Here is a 22,581-nt window from a genome sequence, read left to right on the forward strand (position 1 = left end):
CGTGTGCAAAGAGATACTTGCAAAGAGGTTCTTGCAAAGGTATCTTTGCATGCATGACGGAGAACGAAGGACCCCGACGGGACGCTCAGCCCGAGGAGCGCACGCTCGACGCGAGCGCGCTGAAGGCGCTCGCGCACCCGCTGCGGGTGCGGATCCTGGATCTGCTCGCGGAGCGCGGTCCGCAGACGGCGAGTTCGCTCGCCGCGCTGATCGGGGAGAGCTCCGGCGTCACCAGCTATCACCTTCGGGCGCTCGCGGCGCGCGACCTCATCCACGAGGTCGCTGACCGCGGCACGGCGCGCGAGCGGTGGTGGGAGCGCCCCCGTGGACGGATGTCGTTCTCCGGGCCGAACGACGAGATGACGCCGTCCGGCCGGGCCGCCGCGCAGATCGTGGAGGACGAGTTCTTCCGCAACAGGCACCAGCGCCTGATGGATCACCTGCACCGGCCGCAGTCGGAGGTGCCGCAGGAGTGGCGCGAGGCCGCGCACCACATGACCACGATGCTCGACATGACCGCGCCGCAGCTGCAGGAGCTCGCGCAGCAGATCGACGCGCTCGTCGAGGCCGCCGTGCAGCGCTACCGGGACCAGACCGGCCCCGGTGTGCGCCGCGTCACGGTCCGCGCAGACCTGTTCGACCTTCCTGACGCACGCCCGCGGGGCGCCGCGGAACACCGCACCACAGAGACCGAGGAGTTGTCATGACCGCCGCGACGCTGCACATCGCCGCCCCCACGTACCTCGAGCGCACGGGCCTCCGCGTCGCCGACGCGATCACCGCGCACGTCCGCCGACGCATGGAGCGCCGGGCCGAGCGACGCGCGCTCGCCATCGACATGCTCCGTGAGCAGCAGGCGCGCAAGGCCGTGGATCCGTTCATCCTCGAGCAGTCGCTGCAGATGATCGGATCGCGTTCGCGCTGAGGTCGTCGCACTGGCTTTGGCACTGGCACTCGCACTCGCACTCGCGAGCCCGTTGACAGGCTCAGGGATCGGACCGGGTCAGTCGTCGAACGGACGGACCACGACCTCGCCCGAGGCGGTGCGCGAGACCTCCCAGCCGGTGTCGAGCTCGGCGATCGGCCGGCCCTCCAGCCAGGTCAGGGTCCACGTGCCGCGCAGCAGGTTCAAGGCCCCGGTGTGCAGGCTCAGCGTGCCGCCCGCCACGCTGCGGGCCTCCGCGTCGGCGATGCCCGGGCGCAGGGCCGCGGGAACCGATGCCGGCGGCTCGGATCCGGCGGCCCAACGCGTCCCGAGCTGCATCATGCCTCCTCGACCGGTGCCAGCTCGATGGCCGTGATCTCGAGCGCATCGGCCTCACGGAAGGTGATCTTCGCGATGCGGCCCACGGCCCGGAGGTCGTCCGCAGCGGCCTCGAGCGCCGCGATCTCGGCAGCCGGGGCGGCGATCGTCGCCGACGACACGGGGGTCTTCTGCGAGGCCTTCGCCTCGGTCTTCGCCCGCCGGATGCCGATCAGCGCCTTGCTCGCCGTCGCGAGCACAGCGGGGTCGCCGGCACCGCTCGATCCCGGCACGGGGCCGAGCGGCTCCGGCCAGGCGGCGGTGTGCACCGAGCCCTCCTCGAACCAGCTCCACGCCTCCTCGGTCGCGAACGACACGATCGGGGCGAGCAGGCGCAGCAGCGTGGAGAGGGCGAGGCGCAGGGCGAGTGCCGCGGAGGCCTGACCCACGTTCGTGCGGTCGTAAGCGCGCTCCTTGACGAGCTCGAGGTAGTCGTCGCAGAACGTCCAGAAGAACGCCTCGGTGATCTCGAGCGCGCGCGCCTGGTCGTAGTTCTCGAACGCCGTCGTCGCGTCGCGCACCACCCCGTCCAGGGTGGCGAGCATCGAGGCATCCAGAGCATGCGTGATCTCGGCGCCCTCGGGCACGGGGAAGGACAGCACGAACTTCGCGGCATTGAGGATCTTGATCGCCAGGCGGCGGCCGATCTTCACCTGCGTCGGGTTCTGCGGGTCGAAGGCGGCGTCGGCCCCCAGCCGGCTGGAGGCCGACCAGTACCGCACCGCGTCGGATCCGTGCGCGTCGAGGATGTCGGCAGGGGTGACCACGTTGCCCTTGGACTTGGACATCTTCTTGCGGTCGGGGTCGACGATGAAGCCGCTGATCGCGGCGTTGCGCCACGGGGTGCGTCCGTCTTCGAGCGTCGAGCGCAGCATGGTGGAGAACAGCCAGGTGCGGATGATGTCCTGCCCCTGCGGGCGCAGATCCATCGGCGAGACCAAATCCCAGAGCTCGCCGTCGCGCTCCCATCCGCCCGCGAGCTGCGGTGTGAGGGAGGAGGTCGCCCAGGTGTCGAGGATGTCCGCCTCCGCGTCGAACCCGCCCGGCACACCGCGCTGCTCGGCGGTGTAGCCGGCGGGCACGTCGGTCGTGGGGTCGATCGGCAGGCTCTCGTGACCCGGCGTCAGCACCCGGTCGTAGTCGCGCTCGCCGTTCTCGTCCAGCGCGTACCAGAGCGGGATCGGCACGCCGAAGAAGCGCTGACGCGAGACCAGCCAGTCGCCGGTCAGGCCGCCCACCCAGTTCTCGTAGCGCACGCGCATGAACTCCGGGTGCCAGTTCAGCTCGGCGCCGTGCGCGAGCAGCTGATCGCGCAGCTCGGCGTCGCGGGCGCCGTTGCGGATGTACCACTGGCGCGTCGAGACGATCTCGAGCGGGCGGTCGCCCTTCTCGAAGAACTTCACGGCGTGGTTGAACGGCTTGCCGACCGCGGTCATGGCGCCGGTCTCCTGGAGCTTCTCCACCAGTGCCTTGCGTGCCGAGAACACGGTCTTGCCGGCCATGTTCTCCACATACCAGGCGGCCGCGTCCGCGTCGCCCACCGACGCGGGGGCGTCTGGCAGGAAGCGTCCGTCGAGTCCGATCGTGGTCATGTTCGGCAGGTTGCGACCGTGCGTGGTGCGCAGCTCGCGCCACCACACGATGTCGGTCACGTCGCCGAAGGTGCAGACCATGGCCGCTCCCGTGCCCTTGTCGGGCTGGGCGAGGTGATGACCGTGGATCTCGATGTCGGTGCCGAAGAAGGGCGTGCGCACCTTCGTGCCGATGAGGTGCTTGTGCGGGCCCTCGGGGTGGGTCACGATCGCGACGCAGGCGGGCAGGAGCTCGGGACGCGTCGTCTCGATCGTGATGTGCCCGGATCCGTCCGCGAACGGGAAGTCGATGGTGTGATACGCGGCCTGCTGGTCGCGGTCCTCGAGCTCGGCCTGCGCGATCGCGGAGCGGAAGTCCACATCCCAGAGGGTCGGCGCGAGGGACTGATAGGCCTCGCCGCGCTCGAGATTGCGCAGGAACGCGAGCTGGCTCTGCCGGATCGACTCGTTCGAGATCGTGCGGTAGGTCTGCGTCCAGTCCACGCTGAGGCCGAGCTGGCGGAACAGCGCCTCGAAGTGCTTCTCGTCCTCCTCGGTCAGCTTCTCGCAGAGTTCGATGAAGTTGCGGCGGCTGATCGGCAGCTGGTCCGCGGCGCGGGATGACTTGTTGTCGCCGCCTTCGAAGGGCGGTGTGAAGTCGGCGTCGTAGGGGAGCGACGGGTCGCAGCGCACGCCGTAGTAGTTCTGCACACGGCGTTCGGTGGGCAGGCCGTTGTCGTCCCAGCCCATCGGGTAGAACACGTTCTTGCCCCGCATGCGCTCGAAACGCGCCTTGATGTCGGTGTGCGTGTAGCTGAACACGTGCCCGATGTGGAGGCTGCCGCTCGCGGTGGGCGGCGGGGTGTCGATCGAGTAGACGCCGTCACGACCGCTCTGCGCGGCACGGAGGCGGTCGAAGAGGAAGGTGCCGTCTGTGGACCAGCGCTCACCCCATTTCGCTTCGAGGCCTTCCAGTGCGGGCTTGTCCGGGATGGCGTTCAACGACGACATGGATCTCCTCGTGCGATGTGTGCGGCACTGTGTGAGCGTGCCTGAGTGTGGGGTGTGGCGACAGTCTATCGGCCCGGTCCCGGACCGCGGGTCCGGGGGGGGCGACGGCGACGCACAGCGCAAGGAGGCGCCGGAGAGCGAACTCCGGCGCCTCCTTGTGGTTCTCACAGGATGGCGAGCAGCTCCGCAGCCGCGGCGGCGCGCACCGCGTCGCGGGCCTCGACAGCGGTCGCCGCACCTCGCGCCGCGGCGGCGAGCCGCTGGCAGTCGAGCTGGGAGTGCGCGGCGAGCGCCACCCGGACGGCCGGGACCTTGCCGGGTGCCATCGACAGGCTGGTGACGCCGAGGCCCACGAGCACGAGCGCCAGCAGCGGATCGCCGGCGGACTCGCCGCACACGCCGATCGGCTTCCCCGCAGCCCTCGCGCCGTCGGCGGCGGCCGCGATCACGTCGAGCACAGCGGGCTGCCACGGGTCGAGGAGATCCGCGAGCTCGCCCTGCATCCGGTCGGCTGCCATCGTGTACTGCGCGAGGTCGTTCGTTCCGAGGCTCCCGAAGTCGACCGCGCCGAGCACGTGGGACGCGCGCAGAGCGGCGGCGGGGATCTCGATCATCACTCCGGCCTTGGGCAGGCCGTTCTCGTAGACGCGCCGGGCGAACCAGGCGGCCTCCTCGACGGTCGCGACCATCGGCGCCATCACGCGGACGTCGGCGCCGGTCTGCTTCGCGGCGGCGGCCAGCGCCTCCAGCTGTGCGTCGAGCAGGTCCGGCCGCTCGGCAGAGAGGCGAAGTCCCCGCCGCCCCAGCGCCGGGTTCTCCTCCGGGCCGAGATCGGCGAACTTCAGCGGCTTGTCCGCTCCCGCATCGAGAGTGCGCACGACCACGCGGCGCCCGCCGAACGGTTCGAGGACGCGCCGGTAGATCTCGGTCTGCTCCGCGACGGTGGGCGCGGTCTCGGACGACAGGAACACGAACTCGGTGCGGAACAGACCCACGCCCTCGAGATCCAGCGCACCGGCGAGCACGGCGTCCTCGACGCCGCCGATGTTGGCCAGCAGCGCGATCGCGAGACCGTCCTTGGTGCGGCCAGGGCCGGACGACCCCGCCAGGGCCGCGGCACGCCGTTCCCGGCGGACGCGCTGCTCGGCGACCAGGGCCGGATCCGGGGCGACGACGACTTCGCCGGTGTCGCCGTCCACGGCGATGAAAGTGCCCGGGGCGATCTGCGTCGCATCGGCCACCTGCACCACGGCGGGGATGCCCATCTGCGCCGCGAGGATCGCGGTGTGGCTCGTGCGTCCGCCGGCCCGGGTGACGATCCCGGCGACGAGCGCGCGATCCAGCGTGGCCGTCTCCGCCGGTGCCAGGTCCTCGGCCACGACGATGCTCGGCTCCGTGAAGTCCGGCACCCCGGGAGCCGGCACGCCCAGCACCGCGGCGACGGCTCGGGAGCCGACGTCGCGCAGATCCGCGACCCGCTCGGCGAAGTAGCCGCCGAGCGCCTCGAACTTGACGACGAACTCCTCGACCGCGGCCGAGATCGCCGTCGCGGGTCCCACGCCGGCTCGGACACCCGCCACTGCAGCTTTGAGCAGCGACTTGTCGCGCGCCATCATCGCGGTCGCCTGCAGGATCGCCTGCGCGGTGTCCACGACGTGCTCCGCCTTGGCGTCGAGTGCCGCGGCGACGTCGGCGAAGGCCTGCGCGACGTCGGCCGCCGCCTGATCCGCGTCGGCGGGGCCCGGTTCGTTCTGCGGCGGGCGGACCGGCGGTGCGACCTGCACCACCGGCCCGTACGCCGTGCCCGGACTGACGCCGATGCCCTGTCGGACCTCGCCGGGGATCACGGCCGTCATCTCACTGAGCGTCCAGGTCGGTGGACAGCAGCGCCACGAGCTTGTCGAGCACGGCATCCGCGTCGGCGCCTTCGGCCGTCAGCACGACCTCTTCGCCGTGCTTCGCGCCGAGCGCCATGACGCCCAGGATGCTGGTGGCGTCGACGGCGTCCTCACCGGGACGGCCGATCTCGACGTCGAGCCCGGAGTCCGCCGCGGCTTCGACGAAGAGCGACGCGGGACGGGCGTGCAGGCCGACGGACGAGGCGATGGTGACGGTACGAGTGGCCATGGTTGTTCTCCTTCGAATGGATGGTTGTTCAGACGGCGACGGACTCTGAGGCCGCGGTCTCGATCTGCTCGACGCGCTTGCTCTGCGCGACAGTCTTCAGCACGGTGATGATGAGCGCCATCACCACGACGCCGATGACCAGCGCGAGCAGGAAGAGCAGCGGGGCGCCGATCAGCGGGAGGACCCAGATCCCCCCGTGCGGGGCGCGCAGCGTGACACCGAAGACCATGCAGAGACCGCCGGTCACGGCGGATCCGATGACCGACGAGGCGATCACCCGGATCGGGTCGGCGGCGGCGAACGGGATCGCGCCCTCCGAGATGAACGACAGGCCGAGCAGCCAGGCCGCCTTGCCGTTCTCGCGCTCCGGCTCCGTGAAGAGCTTGGGGCGCAGGGCGGTCGAGAGCGCCATCGCGAGCGGAGCCACCATTCCGGCGGCCATGACCGCGGCCATGATCTTCAGTTGGGGGGCGTCGGTCGCCGCGCCGGCCGCGGCGAGCCCGGTCGTGGCGAACGCGTACGCGGTCTTGTTGACCGGTCCGCCCAGGTCGAAGCCCATCATGGCGCCGAGGACGATGCCGAGGACCAGAGCGCCCGCGCCGGTCATTCCGGTCAGCCACTGGTTGAGCTGCGTCGTCAGCCACACGATCGGACGGCCGAGGATGGTGATGAACAGCCCCGCCGTGATCAGGGTCGACAGCAGCGGGATCACGACGACCGGCATCACGCCGCGGACGCCCTTGTGCACCCGCCAGCGCGAGATCCACCGGGCCACGAATCCGCCCACGAATCCGGTCACCAGGCCGCCGAGGAATCCGGCGCCCATGGTGGCCGCGATCGAACCGCCGACGATGCCGGGGACGAGCCCGGGACGGTCGGCGATCGCGAACGCGATGAAGCCGGAGAGGATCGGGACCAGGAAGCCGAACGAGGCGGCTCCCATCACGAACAGCAGCCCGCCCCAGGACATCAGGCTCGTCGGATCGAAGTGCTGAGCGATGTTCGTCGCGTCCGGCGCGATGAGGTTGTACTTGACGACCTTGAGCGCGCCGGTCTCGCCGACAGCGATCTGCGCGATCATGAACGAGAGCGCGATGAGGATCCCGCCTGCGGCGACGAACGGGATCATGTACGAGACCCCCGTCATCAGCCACTGGCGGATCTTCGTGCCGACCTTCGCATCGGCCTCCACCTTCGTGGTGAGGCCTCCGGCCGATGGCCCCGCAGCCTTGGTCGGGTCGGCCGCCCACTCTGCGGCGAGCGCCGATGCCCGCTCGATGAGCTCGGGGCCGTCGGAGATCGCCTTCTTCACCGGGACGTCGACGGTGGGCTTGCCGGCGAACCGGCCGACGTCCTTCACCGCGAGGTCGTGCGCGAACACGACCGCATCGGCCTCGGCGATCTCGGCGGGGGTGAGCGGAGTGGATCCGGCGGAGCCCTGGGTCTCGACCTTGATCGAGTGCCCGGCAGCCTTGGCAGCTCTTTCCAGCGCCTCCGCGGCCATGTACGTGTGCGCGATCCCGGTGGGGCAGGAGGTGACGCCGACGAGCTTGAGTGAGCGGCCCGCCGCGGGTTCGGCTGCGGCCTCGGCGACTTCGGCCTCCGCGACTTCGGCCTCCGCGGCCTTTGCTTCAGCGGCCGGCGCGGGTGTGCTCTCCGGCCCCGGCTTCGGCGCGTCCAGCTGCACGTGTTCGCCGACGATCGCGACGACCTCGGCCTCTGTCGTCGCGGCGAGCAGCGCGTCCCGGAACTCGGAGCGCATCAGCGCCCTGGCGAGCTTCGGGAGCATCTGCATGTGCGCATCGCCGCCGGCCTCGGGTGCGGCGATGAGGAAGACCAGCCGCGCCGGGCCGTCTTTCGCGCCCCAGTCGATGCCGTCGCGGGTGCGACCGAAGACGAGGGACGGCTCGGTGATCGCGGCGCTGCGCGCGTGCGGGATGCCGATGCCGCCGGGAAGGCCGGTGGCCATCTTCGACTCGCGCTCGCGGACGTCCGCGAGGAACTGGTCGAGGTCGGTGCAGCGGCCGGTGGCGACGAGCCGTGCGGCGAGGGTCGCCGTCGCCTCGTGCCGGTCGGCGCCGGTGAGGTCGAGCACGACCTGTTCTTCGTTGATCAGTGCCATGAGGAGTTCCTTTCCGTGGAGGAGTCAGTCCGCGAGGGGGAGTTCGCGGTCCGGGGTGGAGGTGACGGTGACGTGCACGTCACGAAGATCGGCGGGCGTGGGCACCTGGCTGCCGGGCAGAGCGACGGCCGCGGTGCCCCAGCGGACGCCCTCGGCGAGGGCCTCCGCCGCGGAATGGTCCGCGCTGAGCGCGAACAGAAATCCGGCGAGCATGCAGTCGCCGGCGGCGACCGTCGAGACGACGTCGGACGCCACTGCGGTCGCGTGCCAGGCGCCCCCGCTGGTGACGATCACGGCGCCGTCCCGGCCGAGGCTCACCGCGACCATGTCGATGCCGCCGCGCTGCAGCGCCTGCGCGGCGTCCAGAACGGCCCCGAGCGTGGGCAGATCGCGGCCGATCAGCTCGCCGAGTTCGTCGCGGTTCGGCTTGATGAGGGTCGGCTTCGCCGCGACGGCGGCCGCGAGCGGGGCGCCGGAGGTGTCGACCGCGACGCGGATGCCGCGATCGTGAGCGCCGCGTACCAGGCGCCCGTAGAAGTCGGCCGGGGCGCCGAGGGGGAGGCTGCCGCCGCCCGACAGCCAATCGCCGGCCGGGACGTCGGTCAGCGCGTTCGCGATCAGGGCGTCGGCCTCGGCGGCGTCCAGCAGCGGCCCCGGTTCGTTGATCTTCGTGGTGGTGCCGTCGGGCTCCAGCACGCTGATGTTCATGCGCACGCTGCCCCGGATCGGCACGACGACGACGGGCACGGATGCGGCGCGGCAGAGCGCTTCGAGCAGCCCGCCCTCGAGCCCGCCCGAGGGGAGTACCGCGCGGGTGTCGCCGCCCATCGCGGCGACGGCGCGGGAGACGTTGAGCCCCTTGCCGCCGGGATCGACGCGACTGGACGTCGCGCGCTGCACCTCGCCGCGGGAGAGCCCATCGAGCGTCACGGCGCGATCGATGCTCGGGTTCGGGGTGAGAGTGACGATCATGCGATCACGACCTTCGGTCCAGCGGCGCGCAGCGCCTCCACGGCGTCGGGGTCCGCTGCGGTGTCGGTGATGATGGTGTGCAGTTCCTCGGCGCGTGCGAAGCGCTGGAGGTGGACGGCGCCGAGCTTGCTGGAGTCGGCGACGAGGATGCGGGTGCGCGCGGCCTCGAGCATGGCGCGTTTCACGGCGGCCTCGTCCTGGTCGGGGGTCGACAGGCCATGGTCGGCGTCGAAGCCGTTGGTGCCGAGGAAGGCGACGTCGACGGTGAGCTCGGCGAGCGCCTCGATCGCCCACGGACCGACGGCCGCGCCCGTGACGGTGCGCACACGTCCGCCGATGAGGAGCAGCGTGAGGTTGTCCCGGCCTGCGAGGGCGCCGGCGACGATGGTGTTGTTGGTCACGACGGTGAGCTGCGCGTCGGCCGGGAGCAGCTCGGCGATCGCGAGCGTGGTGGATCCGGAGTCGAGGAGGATCGTGCCGCCGTCGGGCAGCTCCTGCAGAGCACGCGTGGCGATGCGCAGTTTCGCCTCCGAGTGCTGGCCGATGCGTGCCGCGAGGGTGAGTTCCGGCAGGGGGCGCTCCGCGGGGAGTGCGCCACCGTGGACGCGGCGGACCAGGCCCTGCTGCTCCAAGACCGCGAGGTCTCGCCGGACGGTCTCGGTGGTCACGTCCAGCAGTTCCGCCAGACCGGTGACATCGACGCGGCCGTCCCGTTGTGCGCGCTCGTGGATGCGCTGCTGCCGCTCCGCTGCGTACATCGGGCTCCTTTGCCGCTCTCCGTGGCCCGGGTTCGGGCGTTGCGCTAGCTTCCCACAAGATCCAACATAAAACAACACAAAAGCAGATTCGGGCTCATCGATCGCAGGAATCGGGCGATAGATCCACTCCGTCCACAAACCGATAGCCTGGAGTGTCCCGCACACAGCTCCCTCTCCGCACCCGAGGATTCCTCATGCCTTCTCCGCTTCGGCGTCGACTCCTGCCCTTCACCGCCCTCGCCGCGGTCGCCGCGCTCGCGCTCAGCGCCTGCTCCGCCTCGACCGGATCCGCATCGGGATCGGGAGACGCGAACGGCGAACTCGTGTGGGGCGTCGACGGCAGCCTGCTCTCGAGCGGCAAGATGGATCCGCAGACCAGCCAGCTCGACGTGACCGCCATGGTGCAGCGTGCCGTGCTGGACTCGCTGGTGTTCCAGAAGACGGACGGATCCTTCGTGCCGTGGCTCGCGAAGAAGTGGGAGATCTCCGAGGACGGGACCGCCTACACGTTCCACCTGCGCGACGACGTCACCTTCACCGATGGGGAGAAGTTCGACGCCGCCGCGGTGAAGGCCAACTTCGACCGGATCGCGGATCCTGCGACCAAGTCGGCGCAGGCCGCGAGCATGCTCGGCGGCGAGCTGTACAAGGGCACCGAGGTGATCGACCCGAGCACGGTGAAGGTCACGTTCTCGCAGCCGTACGCGCCGTTCCTGCAGGCGGCGAGCACCGCGCAACTGGGCTTCTACGCGCCGAAGGTGCTCGCCGAGCACTCCGCCGATCTCGCCGCCGGTGGCAAGGGCATCACGGTGGGCACCGGCCCGTTCCAGATCTCGTCGTACACGCCCGATCAGGAGATCGTGTACACCCGCAACGCGAAGTACGCCTGGGCGCCGGAGGGCCAGGAGGCCCCCGCGTTCAAGACCCTTCGGGTGCAGATCCTCCCCGAAGCGTCCGTGCGCAGCGGATCCGTGACGTCGGGCGAGATCGACCTCGCCTCGCAGCTGCCGCCGAACCTCGTCTCGCAGATCAAGGGATCCGCGACCGTGAAGTCCGTGCAGGTGCCGGGCCTGCCGTACTCGCTCTTCCTCAACGAGAAGAACGGGGTGTTCGCGGATCAGAAGGTGCGCGAGGCGTTCACCCGGGCGATCGACGTCGACGCCGCGGTGGACAAGATCTTCTTCGGGCAGTTCCCGCGGGCGTGGAGCATCCTCGGCCCGACCACGCCCGGTTACGACAAGAGCCTCGAGAAGAGCTGGCCGTTCGACAAGGATCTCGCGAACAAGCTCCTCGACGAGGCGGGTTGGACCCAGCGCGGAGCCGACGGCATCCGCACCAAGGACGGGAAGCGCCTCACGGCGGACTGGATCGCCTGGACTCCCGTCTCCGACGACCATGCGGCCCTCGCGAACGCGATCCAGTCCGATCTCAAGGCGGTCGGGTTCGAGATCACGCGCGAGACGCTGGAACCGGGCGCCTACAACGAGAAGTACGGCCCCAAGACCTTCGACATCACGGACTGGGACTTCTCCGGCGTCGACCCCGACCTGCTGCGCAGCCATCTCGCGACCGACGGCTTCCAGAATGCATCATCGGTGAGCGATCCGAAGCTCGACCAACTGCTCAAGGACGGCATCGCCGCCACTGACGCGTCCACGCGCGCCGACGTCTACGCGCAGATCCAGAAGTGGAACGCGAAGGACGACGCGATCGTGCCGCTCTACGTCACCTCGGCGATCACCGCGGTGGGCGACAAGGTGGCCGGTCTGGGCTTCGACATCTACGGGCGGCCGCTCTTCTTCGGCGCCAGCGTGAAGTGAGCACGGTTCGCGATATCGTCCGCTCGTGAGGGATCGACCAGGGCCGCCGGACGCGTCTGTGCGCCGATCCGGCGTCGTCGTGCGCCGGATCGGCGGGGCGGCCGCGTCGATCGTGCTCGTGCTGTGGGGGGCGGCGACGCTGTCCTTCCTCGCCTTCCGGGTGCTGCCCGGTGACCCGGTGAGCGTCATGCTCGGCCCGCAGGCCCAGGTGGGCGAAGCGGTCAAGGACCGGATCCGCGCCGACCTGGGGTTGGATCGCCCGCTCTGGCAGCAGTATCTGTCGATGCTCTCCGATCTGCTGCATGGGGATCTCGGTACGTCGTATCAGCTGCGGATGCCGGTGAGCGAGGTGATCGGACGCCAGCTCGGCGCCACGCTGCAGCTCACGGCACTCGCCCTCGCGATCGCGGTGCTGCTCGCGCTCGCCGGGGTGCTGATCGCTCGCCGGCCGCTCGCTCGCGGGCTCGTCGCGACCGGTGAGCTGATCGTGCTGTCCTCGCCGGTGTTCTGGATCGGCCTGCTGCTGCTCACGGTGTTCGCCTTCGGGCTGGGCTGGTTCCCGGTGGCGGGATCGCGGACCGGGGCGAGCCTGGTGCTGCCGGCGGTCGCCCTGGCACTTCCCGTCGCGGCGCTGCTCGGCCAGGTGCTGCGCGACGGTGTGGAGGCGGCCGAGCGGCAGCCATGGGCGCTGACGGTGCTCGCGCGCGGCGCCGACCACGCCCGGCTGACGCTGAGGCACACCCTGCGGCACGGTTCGATCGGAGCGCTGACCCTCAGCGCGTACCTCGTGGGCTCGCTGCTGGGCGGTGCGGTGCTCGTGGAGACGGTGTTCGCGCGCCCGGGTCTGGGGCGGGTGACGCTGGCGGCGATCACGGGGCGCGACCTGCCGGTGGTCACCGGGATCATCCTGTTCAGCGCTCTCGTTTTCGTCGTCGTGAACACGCTCGTGGAGTTGGCGGCGCCGTTCCTGGATCCACGGCTGCGGGCCTCGGTCGGACGCCCGGCCGAGGCCGCTCCCGCGCGCGCGGAGGCGGACGCATGAGGCTGCTGAGGCGCGTCCTTCTCGCGCTCGCCGCGGTCGTGCTGGCCGTGGTGGTGCTCGCCGCCGTCGTGCCGGGCCTGCTCGCCCCGGGGGATCCGCTGCAGACCCATGTGCGCGATGCACTGCTGCCGCCCGGTCCGGGGCACCCGTTCGGCACCGACCAGAGCGGGCGCGATGTGTACGCCAGGGTCGTGCACGGGGCCGGGCGCTCGCTCGGCATCGGCGTCCTGGCGACAGGCCTGGCACTCGTGGTCGGCCTGATCGTCGGGTCGCTCGCCGGAGTGGCGCCGCGACCGGTTGACGTCGCGCTGATGCGCACGAACGACGTGCTGATGGCGTTCCCCGAGTTCCTGCTGGCCCTGGTCGTCGTCGCGATCCTCGGCCCCGGTGCCGTGAACGTCGCGATCGGTGTGACGCTCGCTGCGATACCCGTGTACGTGCGGCTCGCCCGCGCGCAGACGCAGGTGCTGCGTCGCGCGGAGCATGTGGAGGCGGCGCACATCCTCGGCGTCGGGGCGTTCACGACGTTCCGCCGGCACGTCGCGCCGGGTGTGCTCGGCGCGCTCAGCGTGCTCGCCACGATCGGGCTCGGATCCAGCATCCTCGCCGCCGCCGGCCTCAGCTTCCTCGGGCTCGGACCCGCCGAGCCGTCGCCGGAGTGGGGGCTCATGCTCGCAGGCGGCCGCAACGTGCTCGGCCAGGCCTGGTGGATCGCCGTGTTCCCCGGGCTCGCGATCACGCTGACCGTGCTGGCGGCGACCTTCCTCGGACGCGCGCTGCGTGCCCGCGCCGAGGGGAGGCGCGCATGAGCGCCGGGAGTGCCGGAGGGGGTACCCGGTCGAAGCCGCAGGCAGTTCCGGGGCCCGGTCTTCCGCCCGCGCTCCGCGTGGAGGGCCTGCGGATCCGCATCGACGGGCGTGCCCTCGTCGACGACGTGTCGTTCACGGTCGCGCCGGGGGAGTGCGTCGCGCTCGTGGGGGAATCGGGGGCGGGCAAGTCCCTCACGGTCCGCGCGCTGCTCGGCCTGCTGCCGGAGCACGCCACGGTCTCGGCGGCGATGCTCGAAGTCGACGGTGTGGATGCCGTGGCGTTGCCCGAGCGCGGCTGGCGGACGCTGCGCGGAGCACGCATCGCCCTGGTCTCGCAGGATGCGCTCGTGTCCCTGGATCCGCTGCGCCGCATCGGCGCCGAGGTCGCCGAGCCGCTGGAGATCCACGGATCCCTCCCGCGTGCGGCGCGGGACGCACGCGTGCTGGAGCTGCTCACGGACGTCGCGATGCCGGATCCCGTGCGGCGCGCTCGGCAGCGGCCGCACGAACTGTCGGGCGGGCTGCGTCAGCGTGCCCTCATCGCGAGCGCGCTCGCAGCCGGGCCCGTGGTGCTGGTCGCGGACGAACCGACCACGGCCCTGGACGCGACCGTGCAGGCGCGGGTGCTGGCGCTGCTGCGCCGGATCGCCGATGAGGGGACCGCGGTCGTGTTCGTCAGCCACGACATGGCGGCGGTGCGCCGGGTCGCCGACCGCGTCGTGGTGCTCCGGGACGGACGCGTGGTCGAGCGCGGATCCGCGTCTGAACTGCTCGCCGCACCGAAGGATGCGTACACGCGCGAGTTGGTGCTCGCCTCGACACCGACGCCGCGAACCCCGACCGTCGTCGACGCGCCGGTGCTCGCCACGGTCACTGCGGTGGGCAAGAGCTTCGACCGACCGGTGCTGCGCGACGTTTCGTTCGACCTGCGCCGCGCGCGCACTCTCGGGGTGGTGGGCGAGTCCGGATCCGGGAAGACGACGCTGGCCCGTGTCCTTCTGGGGGTCGAGCGCGCCGATACCGGTACGGTCGCCTGGGCCGGCGGCGGCCGACCGCGGATCCAGCTCGTGCACCAGAACCCGCTGGGCGCCTTCGATCCGCGCTGGACCATCGGGCGCTCGCTGCGGGAGGCGCTCGCGGCCGGGTGTGTTCCTCGCGCGCAGCGGGCGGCACGCGCGGCCGACCTGCTGCGTGAGGTCGGTCTGGATGCGGCGCTCGCCGCACGGCGCCCCGCCGCGCTGTCAGGCGGTCAGCGACAGCGCGCCGCGATCGCCCGTGCGCTCGCCGCCGAGCCCGAGGTACTCGTGCTCGACGAACCGGTGTCCGCGCTGGACGTCACTGTGCGGACGCGGATCCTCGCGCTGCTGGACCGACTGCAGCGCGATCGCGGGCTGACCATGCTCCTCGTCTCGCATGACCTCGGGGTGATCGCGTCCGCGGCCGACGATCTGCTGGTCATGCAGGACGGTGCGATCGTCGAACAGGGCCTGGCCGCGCAGGTGCTCGGAGCTCCGCAGCACCCGTTCACGCGGGAGCTGCTGGCGGCCTCGGGCCCTCCGTCTGACCTTCCCTGAGGGTCAGTCCTGCACGTCGATCCCTGCTGCGCGCGCGAACGCGGGAGCCAGCAGCTCGACCTGTCGTTCGGTCATCGTGGTGCCGCGCAGCGCGGTCACGTCGACGAATGCCACGGCGTCGAGCCCCCGCAGATCGAGGGCGTCGGCCCTCAGGCCCCGGGTGTCGACCTCGTCCGCTCGGCAGCGCTCGAACCGCACCCGGGTGGCCGTGGCGGCGGGGATGTCGACGGTGGCGAGGGTGCAGTCGGTGATGAGCGAATCCTGGATCTTCGTCGCCGCCAGCGAGAGGTAGTCGATGCGGGCGTGTTCGAGCATCAGCTCCGCGACGTGCGCGCCGGACAGATCGAGCGTGCCGATCCGGCCGCCCGCGATGCGCAGCCGCCGGATCGTCGCATCCTTGAGGGACAGCACGGGCGTGCGCGCGTCCACGATCTCGACGTCCAGCAACGTCGCCCCGGTCAGGTCCACACGGTCCGCGGTGCCGGACAGTGAGCACTGCTCGAACTGCGCATGCGCGAGATCCTCGGCGAGCGGGATCCGCTGTCCGATGTGGTCGCCGTGCCGGCGGCCCACCGCGTCATCGAGCTCGTCCGGCAGATCGGGCGGTGAGACGCGGGGCGGCTGGGGACGTTCGGTGCTGCGGGCCATGCCACGACCCTAGGACTCGTCGCCGACAGCGGCCCATGGCGCGATGCCCTACACGCTGTCGCCCGTCATCCCGGTCGAGCCGCCGAGCCTGCGAGCAGTCGAGGATCCCGGGGCAGGATCCGGGCCGGAGCGCATCCGGATCCGGCGGCGTTAGACTGGACGGTACGAGCATCGATCCGGCCATCACCGGGGAGCTCTCGGAAGAACGCTTCGACAAGCCCAGCGACCGAAGTCAGTAGAACCGAGCGGGGCAGGCCCGTCACAGCCGCAGTGAGAGTGGCAGTTCGGCCCTTCGACAGGCTCAGGGACCGAACCGCACGCGAGGTGGTACCGCGGTCCCCATTGCCGAACAGCACGGGAATCGTCCTCGCAGCAGCAGCATCCGCCCGCCACCGACACTGCGAGACACGATGACCTACCCGCGCACCTCCCCCGCCGGATCCTTCGGCCCCGCCGCTGACGCTTCGACCGGCTCAGCGACCGTCACCCCGAGCCCGCGCTTCCCCGAGATCGAGCGCGACGTGCTCGCGTTCTGGGAGGCCGACGACACCTTCCGCGCCTCGATCGCCCAGCGCGAGGGCGCCGACGAGTGGGTCTTCTACGACGGCCCTCCGTTCGCCAACGGCCTGCCGCACTACGGACACCTGCTCACGGGCTACGCGAAGGACCTGTTCCCGCGCTTCCAGACCATGCTCGGCAAGAAGGTCGACCGGGTGTTCGGGTGGGACACGCACGGCCTTCCGGCCGAGCTCGAGGCGATGAAGCAGCTCGGGATCACCGAGAAGGACGAGATCGAGCAGATGGGCATCGACGTCTTCAACGCGAAGGCGCGCGAGTCCGTGCTCACGTACACGCACGAATGGCAGGACTACGTCACCCGTCAGGCGCGTTGGGTGGACTTCGAGCGCGGCTACAAGACGCTCGACCTGAGCTACATGGAGAGCGTGCTCTGGGCCTTCAAGACCCTGCACGAGAAGGGCCTCGCCTACGAGGGCTACCGCGTGCTGCCGTACTGCTGGCGCGACGAGACGCCGCTGAGCGCGCACGAGCTGCGCATGGATGACGACGTGTACAAGGAGCGTCAGGATCCCTCCGTCACCGTGAGCTTCCCGCTGTCGGGGGAGAAGGCCACGGCGCTCGGCCTCGAGGGCGTCCGGGCGCTGGCGTGGACCACGACCCCGTGGACGCTGCCCACGAACCTCGCGCTCGCCGTCGGGCCGGAGATCGTCTACGCCGTCGTCCCGGTCGGGCCGAACGGGGCATCCGAGGGCGCTCAGGGCGACCGATTCCTGCTCGCGAAGGACCTCCTCGGCGGCTACGCCAAGGACCTCGGCTACGACAGCGCCGAGGACGCGATCGCCGCGGTCACCGCGATCGTGACCGGCTCCGAGCTGGGCGGGGTCACCTACGAGCGGCTCTTCGACTACTACGCCGACGTGGAGACCTGGGGCACTCAGAACGCCTGGCAGATCCTCGTCGACGACTACGTGACCACGAGCGACGGCACCGGCATCGTGCACCAGGCGCCGGCCTACGGTGAGGACGACCAGCGGGTCGCGGGTGCGGCCGGGATCCCGACCATCCTGTCGCTCGACGAGGGCGGCCGCTTCCTGCCCACCGTCGCCGACGTCGCCGGCGAGTTGTGGATGGACGCGAACACCCCGCTCGTCCGGCTGCTCCGCGCGAACGGCCGGCTGCTGCGCCTGCAGAGCTACCTGCACTCGTACCCGCACTGCTGGCGCTGCCGGAACCCGCTCATCTACAAGGCGGTCTCGAGCTGGTTCGTGCGCGTGACCGAGTTCAAGGACGAGATGCTCGCGAACAACGAGCAGATCACCTGGGCGCCGGAGAACGTCAAGCACGGCCAGTTCGGCAAGTGGCTCGAGGGCGCGCGCGACTGGTCGATCAGCCGCAACCGGTACTGGGGATCCCCGATCCCGATCTGGAAGAGCGACGACCCCGAGTACCCGCGTGTGGACGCCTACGGATCCCTCGCCGACATGGAGCGCGACTTCGGGCGCCTGCCGCGCAACGCCGAGGGCGAGGTCGATCTGCACCGCCCGTACATCGACGAGCTGACTCGGCCGAACCCCGACGACCCGACCGGGCGGAGCACGATGCGCCGCATCGAGGACGTCTTCGACGTGTGGTTCGACTCCGGATCCATGCCCTTCGCGCAGGTGCACTATCCGTTCGAGAACCAGGAGTGGTTCGACTCGCACTCGCCGGCCGACTTCATCGTCGAGTACATCGGACAGACCCGCGGCTGGTTCTATGTGATGCACGCGCTGTCGACCGCGCTGTTCGACCGCCCGGCGTTCACGGGCGTGAGCTGCCACGGCATCGTGCTCGGCTCCGACGGGAACAAGATGTCGAAGTCGCTGCGCAACTACCCGGACGTCTCCGAGGTGCTCGAACGCGACGGATCCGACGCGATGCGCTGGTTCCTGATGTCGAGCTCGGTGCTGCGCGGCGGCAACCTCTCGGTGACGGAGGAGGGGATCCGCGCCGGCGTGCGCGAGTTCATCCTTCCGCTGTGGAACTCGTGGTACTTCTTCGCGACGTACGCGAACGCCGCCGCCGGACCCGACGGATCGGGTTATGAGGCGCGCTGGCGCACGGACTCGACGGACGTGCTCGACCGCTACATCCTGGCGCGTACGGGTGACCTCGTGCGTGGCGTGCAGGAGGACCTCGAGAGCCTCGACTCGACGACGGCCGCCGCGCGCCTGCGCGAGTTCGCCGAGGTGCTCACGAACTGGTACATCCGCCGTTCGCGCGACCGGTTCTGGGTGGGGGTGCATGCGAACGACCCGACGACGACCGAGGCCTTCGACACGCTCTTCACGGTGCTGGAGACGCTGACCCGTGTGGCGGCGCCCCTCGTGCCGCTCATCGGCGAACGCGTGTGGCAGGGCCTCACCGGCGGACGCAGTGTGCACCTGACGGACTGGCCCGACGCCGAACTGTTCCCGCACGCCGACGACGTGCGCGACGCGATGGATGCGGTGCGCGAGCTCTCCAGCGTCGGCAATGCGCTGCGCAAGAAGGAGAAGCTGCGGGTTCGCCTGCCGCTGGCGCGGTTCACGGTCGTCTCGCCGCTGGCCGAGACGCTGGCTCCGTTCGAGGACATCCTCCGAGACGAGCTCAACGTCAAGGCGGTCGAGCTCGTGGCCCAGGGCGACGGCACCGCGGCGGAGTACGGCATCAGCCACCGCCTCAGCGTCAACGCCCGCGCCGCCGGTCCGCGCCTCGGCAAGGAGGTGCAGCGCGTCATCCGCGCCGCGAAGGACGGCTTCTGGACCGAGGAGTCCGGCGTGGTGACGGCGGACGGCATCGCGCTGGAGCCGCACGAGTACGAGCTGGCGCTGGAGACCTCGGGGCGCCCCGAGGGCGAGGCGCTGGCCGTCGTCCCGACCGGTGGTTTCGTGCTGCTCGACACCGCCACCACGCCCGAACTCGAGGCGGAGGGCCTGGCCCGCGACGTGATCCGCGCCGTGCAGGACACCCGCAAGAACGCCGGGTTCGACGTGAGCGACCGCATCCGCCTGCAGCTGCGCTTCACCGACGCCGAGGACGGCGCGGCAGTTCGCAGCGCGTTCGGCGTCGCCGGGGTCGCCGAGGAGACGCTCGCGGTCGAGGCGGACGTCCTGGAAGCGGGCGCGGAGTTCGCCGTGGCGGAGTTCGTGGCCGACATCGAGGCGGGCACCTACGCCAACCGCGGCGGATTCGCCGTCGCCGTGAGCCGGATCGGAGACGCATCGTGACCGACGATCGAGAGCGCGCAGACGCCGTCTACTCCGCGTTGCTGGAGCGCGCGGGGGAACGCTGGGTGCAGCCCCGCAAGGAGCGCACCGCGCGCCTGCTCGAGCTGATGGACGACCCGCAGAAGACGTACCGCGTCGTGCACCTCACGGGCACGAACGGCAAGACGTCGACCGCGCGGATGATCGAGAGCCTGCTGCGCGCGCACGGGCTGCGCACCGGCCTGTTCACGAGTCCGCACCTGGAGCGCTTCACCGAGCGGATCATGATCGATGGCGAACCCATCGCCGACGGCGCCGTGGCCGACGCGTGGGAGGAGATCGAGCCCTTCGTCGGCATCGTCGACGCCGAGCTCGAGGCCTCAGGCGACGCACCCCTGACCTTCTTCGAGCTGCTCACGGTGCTCGCCTTCGTGGCGTGCGCGGATGCGCCCATCGACGTGCTCGTGCTCGAAGTCGGCATGGGCGGATCCTGGGACTCCACGAACACGGCCGACGGCGACGTCGCGGTGTTCACGCCGATCGACCTCGATCACGCCGACCGCCTCGGTGACACCATCGCGAAGATCGCCGAGGTGAAGGCCGGGATCATCAAGGACGGCGCGGCCGTGGTCTCCTCGCGGCAGACACCCGACGCCGAGGCGGTGCTGCGGCGCGTCGCGGCCGAGCGCGGCGCGAGCATCGCGTTCGAGGGACAGGACTTCGCGCTGGTCGAGCAGCGTCTCGCCGTCGGCGGCCAGCAGATCACCGTGCGGGGTCTGGCCGGGCAGTACTCCGAGGAGTACCTGCCGATGTACGGCGAGCACCAGGGGTTCAACGCGGCTCTCGCGATCGCGGCCGTCGAGTCGCTCATCGGGGGAGCGCAGCATGCGATCGTCGGCGACGTGCTCGCGGAGGGGCTGCAGGGCGCGACCTCACCCGGTCGCCTGCAGCTGCTCGGGATCGCGCCGACCGTGGTCGTGGATGCGGCGCACAACCCGCACGGCGCCCGCGCCCTCGCGGCCGCGCTGAAGGACAGCTTCGACTTCGACGAGTGGGGCCTCGTGCTCGGCGTGCTCGGCGACAAGGACGCGGCGGGCATCGTCGAGACGCTGCTGCCGTCGGTCGAGCACGTGTTCGCGACCGCTCCCGACTCCGAGCGGGCGAGCGAGCCCGACGCGATAGCCGATCTGGTGGAGCGGGCCGGAGGCCGGGCCACGGTGCATCCCACCTTGGCCGATGCCGCGGACGCCGCGCGCGAATGGGCCGCCTCGGCCGACCGCCGCGCGGTGATCATCGCCGGGTCCGTCGTGCTCGCCGGTGAGGCGATCTCGCTCGCGGCCGATGAGGACTGGAAGAGCGGATGGCGCGCGTGACCGACGACTCCGCGACCGCGGCCCGCGCCGCGAGTCCCCGCCGCGCCCGGAAGCCGCGCGGACTCGCGCAGAAGCTCGGGTCGATCATCCTCGCGTTCGAGGCGATCGTCGTGGGCCTGGCAGGGCTCACCGTCTACGGCCTGAAGGCGCTCGGCCCCGACATCGCGCCGTGGTGGGGCATCGTGGGCGGCGCCGTGGTCGGCGTCGCGATGCTCGTCGCCGCGGGGCTGATGGGCAGCAGAGCCGGAATCGTGATGGGATGGATCCTGCAGGTCATCGTCCTGCTGTCCGCCATCCTGGTGCCCGCGATCCTGCTGGTCGCGATCGTCTTCGGCGGCATGTGGGCCTACGCGATGATCGTCGGCGGACGCGCGGACCGTGCCGCCGCCTCTGCCCGCCTCGCGCATCCCACCACCCCCACTTCCTCCACCGACACCGCTGGAAAGACGACAGAGAGTGACTGACATGCCCACCGAAGAGACCCTCGTCCTGGTCAAGCCCGACGGCGTCGCGCGCGGCCTCACCGGCGCGATCCTCGCCCGCATCGAGGCGAAGGGATACGCCCTCGTCGACATCCGCCTGGTCGACCCCGACCGCGACCTCCTCGCCGCGCACTACGCCGAGCACGAGGGCAAGCCGTTCTACGAGCCGCTCCTGGAGTTCATGCTCTCGGGCCCCTCCGTGGCGATCCGCCTCGCCGGCAACCGCGTCATCGAGGGCTTCCGCTCGCTGGCCGGCACCACTGACCCGACCACCGCCGCTCCCGGCACGATCCGCGGCGACTTCGGTCGCGACTGGGGCCTGAAGGTGCAGCAGAACCTCGTGCACGGCTCCGACTCGCCCGAGTCGGCCGCGCGCGAGCTCGGCATCTGGTTCGGCTGACCCCGGCGCATCCATCGACGTGAAAGCCCCGGTCCTCTCCGTGAGAGGGCCGGGGCTTTCTGCGTGAGGCATCGGGGGGCCGCACGGATCCGTGATTCCGGATCCGCCTCAGAACATCCGCACGACCTCGCCGATCAGGTCGACGCCGGCGACCTGGGCGAGCAGCACCACGACCGCGAACGCCAGGATCGACGCGAGCGGCACCCAGGATCCGAGACGGCGCGCGGCATCCTGGGCACTCCGGCTGATCGGGAACGTCCCGTTGGCGAAGAGCTGCTGCATGGTGGCCAGGAACGTGGGGATCACGACCAGATACGTCAGGCCGCACCAGGGGCAGAGCGTGTGCAGGTCGAAGAAGCTCTGTCCGATCAGCCACGCGATGAACACGAAGGCGCCGGTGATGCCCAGGCCGAAGAGCGCCCAGAACCATCGCGGGAACCGGGCGCCGGCGAGGATCGCCACACCGACGACGAGCGGGGCCATCCAGCCGGTGAGCCCGATGAGCGGGTTCGGGAAGCCGAACACCGAGCCCTGCCAGGACTCCAGGTTCTTCCCGCACTGCACGAATACGCTCACGTTGCAGCTGAGGTCGGCGGTCGGGTTCTCCAGAGTGGCGAATTTGTCGAGGGTGAGCTGGAAGGCGGCCCACCACCCGACGACGCTCGCGACGATGAGCCAGATGGCGTAGCCGACGGGACGGGTGCGCTGTGCGGACATGCCGCGATTATGGCAGTCGACGTTCTGTGCGGGATGCATGCGCAGGCATCGATTCGCGTCGAGGCGGGCATATCGTCGCGATGGTGCGATAATGGACGGGTCGAGT

At 70.8% G+C, this 22,581-nt stretch carries 19 protein-coding genes; 10 read left to right on the top strand and 9 right to left on the bottom strand.

The annotated features are described in order from the left end of the window. Positions 1 to 53: 53 nt before the first annotated feature. Positions 54 to 707, top strand: coding sequence for a helix-turn-helix domain-containing protein (locus AC1DCT_RS00925; protein WP_477427010.1), 654 nt, complete (start codon positions 54 to 56; stop codon positions 705 to 707). After that, a complete protein-coding gene (locus AC1DCT_RS00930; protein WP_477427012.1) occupies positions 704 to 925 on the top strand; it encodes a hypothetical protein in 222 nt (73 codons plus the stop codon). The genes AC1DCT_RS00925 and AC1DCT_RS00930 overlap by 4 nt, the downstream gene beginning before the upstream one ends. A 78-nt stretch (positions 926 to 1,003) precedes the next feature. Here the strand turns inward: AC1DCT_RS00930 and AC1DCT_RS00935 are convergent, their stop codons facing one another. From AC1DCT_RS00935 to AC1DCT_RS00965, 7 genes are all read right to left on the bottom strand, one after another. Then, the gene (locus tag AC1DCT_RS00935) at positions 1,004 to 1,267 is read right to left on the bottom strand and encodes a hypothetical protein (protein ID WP_440731520.1); all 264 of its coding nucleotides are present in this window, start codon (positions 1,265 to 1,267) and stop codon (positions 1,004 to 1,006) included. After that, positions 1,264 to 3,885: a valine--tRNA ligase gene (gene valS, locus AC1DCT_RS00940; protein ID WP_477427014.1), complete on the bottom strand. Its 2,622-nt coding sequence runs from the start codon at positions 3,883 to 3,885 to the stop codon at positions 1,264 to 1,266. The genes AC1DCT_RS00935 and valS overlap by 4 nt, the downstream gene beginning before the upstream one ends. Before the next feature lie 164 nt (positions 3,886 to 4,049). Further along, on the bottom strand, positions 4,050 to 5,741 hold the full coding sequence (ptsP, locus tag AC1DCT_RS00945) for a phosphoenolpyruvate--protein phosphotransferase (protein ID WP_477427016.1): 1,692 nt from the start codon (positions 5,739 to 5,741) through the stop codon (positions 4,050 to 4,052). A gap of 1 nt (position 5,742) precedes the next feature. Further along, complete coding sequence (locus AC1DCT_RS00950) at positions 5,743 to 6,012, bottom strand: HPr family phosphocarrier protein (protein ID WP_440731523.1); 270 nt, start codon at positions 6,010 to 6,012, stop codon at positions 5,743 to 5,745. A gap of 28 nt (positions 6,013 to 6,040) precedes the next feature. Beyond that, the gene (locus AC1DCT_RS00955) at positions 6,041 to 8,134 is read right to left on the bottom strand and encodes a PTS fructose transporter subunit IIABC (protein WP_477427018.1); all 2,094 of its coding nucleotides are present in this window, start codon (positions 8,132 to 8,134) and stop codon (positions 6,041 to 6,043) included. Positions 8,135 to 8,158: 24 nt separating this feature from the next. Beyond that, on the bottom strand, positions 8,159 to 9,106 hold the full coding sequence (gene pfkB / locus AC1DCT_RS00960; protein ID WP_477229229.1) for a 1-phosphofructokinase: 948 nt from the start codon (positions 9,104 to 9,106) through the stop codon (positions 8,159 to 8,161). Further along, on the bottom strand, positions 9,103 to 9,864 hold the full coding sequence (locus AC1DCT_RS00965; protein ID WP_440731526.1) for a DeoR/GlpR family DNA-binding transcription regulator: 762 nt from the start codon (positions 9,862 to 9,864) through the stop codon (positions 9,103 to 9,105). The genes pfkB and AC1DCT_RS00965 overlap by 4 nt, the downstream gene beginning before the upstream one ends. Positions 9,865 to 10,058: 194 nt before the next feature. Between AC1DCT_RS00965 and AC1DCT_RS00970 the strand changes: the two genes are divergently transcribed. The 4 genes from AC1DCT_RS00970 to AC1DCT_RS00985 are packed head-to-tail and all read left to right on the top strand — an operon-like array spanning position 10,059 to position 15,109. Further along, positions 10,059 to 11,684 carry an ABC transporter substrate-binding protein gene (locus AC1DCT_RS00970; protein WP_441975725.1) on the top strand — a complete coding sequence of 542 codons (1,626 nt, stop codon included), beginning with the start codon at positions 10,059 to 10,061 and terminating at the stop codon, positions 11,682 to 11,684. Positions 11,685 to 11,709: 25 nt separating this feature from the next. Then, positions 11,710 to 12,726, top strand: coding sequence for an ABC transporter permease (locus tag AC1DCT_RS00975; RefSeq protein ID WP_477427020.1), 1,017 nt, complete (start codon positions 11,710 to 11,712; stop codon positions 12,724 to 12,726). Continuing rightward, positions 12,723 to 13,535, top strand: a complete 813-nt coding sequence (locus AC1DCT_RS00980) for an ABC transporter permease (protein ID WP_441975727.1) — start codon at positions 12,723 to 12,725, stop codon at positions 13,533 to 13,535. The genes AC1DCT_RS00975 and AC1DCT_RS00980 overlap by 4 nt, the downstream gene beginning before the upstream one ends. Further along, positions 13,532 to 15,109: an ATP-binding cassette domain-containing protein gene (locus AC1DCT_RS00985; protein WP_477427022.1), complete on the top strand. Its 1,578-nt coding sequence runs from the start codon at positions 13,532 to 13,534 to the stop codon at positions 15,107 to 15,109. The genes AC1DCT_RS00980 and AC1DCT_RS00985 overlap by 4 nt, the downstream gene beginning before the upstream one ends. Positions 15,110 to 15,112: 3 nt before the next feature. Here AC1DCT_RS00985 and AC1DCT_RS00990 read toward each other — a convergent pair whose 3' ends face one another. Beyond that, entirely contained in the window at positions 15,113 to 15,757 is a 645-nt protein-coding gene (locus tag AC1DCT_RS00990) for a pentapeptide repeat-containing protein (protein ID WP_441975729.1), read from the bottom strand. A 410-nt stretch (positions 15,758 to 16,167) separates the two neighbouring features. On the opposite strand from AC1DCT_RS00990, the gene ileS reads away from it, so the two are divergent. From ileS to ndk, 4 genes are read left to right on the top strand one after another with little or no spacing between them, the layout of a single operon-like run. Then, a complete protein-coding gene (gene ileS, locus AC1DCT_RS00995) occupies positions 16,168 to 19,524 on the top strand; it encodes an isoleucine--tRNA ligase (protein ID WP_477427024.1) in 3,357 nt (1,118 codons plus the stop codon). Next, positions 19,521 to 20,876: a bifunctional folylpolyglutamate synthase/dihydrofolate synthase gene (locus tag AC1DCT_RS01000; protein WP_440731533.1), complete on the top strand. Its 1,356-nt coding sequence runs from the start codon at positions 19,521 to 19,523 to the stop codon at positions 20,874 to 20,876. Before ileS ends, AC1DCT_RS01000 begins: the two co-directional genes overlap by 4 nt. Next, positions 20,864 to 21,340, top strand: a complete 477-nt coding sequence (locus AC1DCT_RS01005; RefSeq protein ID WP_441975731.1) for a DUF4233 domain-containing protein — start codon at positions 20,864 to 20,866, stop codon at positions 21,338 to 21,340. Before AC1DCT_RS01000 ends, AC1DCT_RS01005 begins: the two co-directional genes overlap by 13 nt. 1 nt (position 21,341) lies before the next feature. Beyond that, on the top strand, positions 21,342 to 21,758 hold the full coding sequence (gene ndk, locus AC1DCT_RS01010) for a nucleoside-diphosphate kinase (RefSeq protein ID WP_045272553.1): 417 nt from the start codon (positions 21,342 to 21,344) through the stop codon (positions 21,756 to 21,758). A gap of 108 nt (positions 21,759 to 21,866) precedes the next feature. Here the strand turns inward: ndk and AC1DCT_RS01015 are convergent, their stop codons facing one another. Then, entirely contained in the window at positions 21,867 to 22,475 is a 609-nt protein-coding gene (locus tag AC1DCT_RS01015; RefSeq protein ID WP_440731535.1) for a vitamin K epoxide reductase family protein, read from the bottom strand. Positions 22,476 to 22,581: the final 106 nt, after the last annotated feature.

Source organism: Microbacterium sp. 10L49 (genome assembly GCF_056395125.1).